The 1208-nt window shown below is 42.7% G+C and carries 1 protein-coding gene; it reads left to right on the plus strand.

Translation table 11 applies throughout. The features are described 5' to 3' along the window. The coding region (locus ABZ319_RS40445) for an iron-containing alcohol dehydrogenase (protein ID WP_354991884.1) at positions 1–1080 on the plus strand (1080 nt) is incomplete at its 5' end. Positions 1081–1208 lie beyond the last annotated feature (128 nt).

A 1208-nucleotide genomic window follows, 5' to 3' on the forward strand; every position in this document is an offset into this window, starting at 1 on the left:
ATTCAAGTCTTCTCAGATGTTGAACCAGATCCAGACATCACAACTGTAGAACGTGGTGCTGAAGTGATGAAAGCATTTGAACCAGATACAATTATCGCTCTTGGTGGTGGTTCTCCAATGGACGCTGCGAAAGTGATGTGGCTCTTCTACGAACAACCAGAAATCGACTTCCGTGACTTGGTTCAAAAATTCATGGATATCCGTAAACGTGCCTTCCGCTTCCCATCACTTGGTAAGAAAGCGAAGTACATCGGTATCCCAACAACTTCAGGTACAGGTTCAGAAGTAACACCTTTTGCTGTTATCTCTGATAAGAAAAACAATCGTAAATACCCATTGGCTGACTACTCATTGACACCAACTATTGCGATTGTTGACCCTGCTTTGGTTGAATCAGTTCCAGACTTTATCGCTGCTGATACAGGTATGGACGTCTTGACACACGCTACTGAAGCCTATACTTCAAACTTCGCTAACGACTATACAGACGGTATCGCGCTTCAAACAATCAAACTTGTCTTTGAATGGTTGGAAAAATCTGTTAAGACAGCTGACCCAGAAGCTCGCGAAAAAATGCACAATGCATCTACAATGGCTGGTATGGCCTTTGCCAATGCCTTCCTTGGTATGAGCCACTCAATGGCCCACAAGATCGGTGCTGTTCACCACACTGTTCACGGACGTACAAACGCAATCTTGCTTCCATACGTTATCCGTTACAACGGAACTCGTCCATCTAAGACGACTACATGGCCTAAATACAACTACTGGAAAGCTGATGAGAAATTCCAAGACATCGCGAAAATGCTTGGCTTGCCTCACTCAACTCCAGAAGAAGCAGTTGAAGCATACGCTAAAGCTGTTTACGAACTTGGTGTTGCAGTAGGTATCAAGATGAACTTCAAGGATCAAGGAATTGATGAAAAAGCTTGGAAAGACAGCTTGCATGAAATTGCCTTGCTTGCTTATGAAGATCAATGTTCACCTGCTAACCCTCGCTTGCCAATGGTAGCTGACATGGAAGAAATCATGGCAGATGCTTACTATGGTTATGCAGAACGTCCAGGACGTCGTAAATAATCGTTTATCAGCCTAGAGACAGGAGAAATCCTGTCTCTTTTTTGTACATTTTTTGAAAAATGGTATAATAAGCGCATATATTTATTTGAACATCAAACATTTTTGTGGCATTGTGAGGAAGATATGGG

The organism is Nocardia sp. NPDC005978, from assembly GCF_040614455.1.
Taxonomy (GTDB): domain Bacteria; phylum Actinomycetota; class Actinomycetes; order Mycobacteriales; family Mycobacteriaceae; genus Nocardia.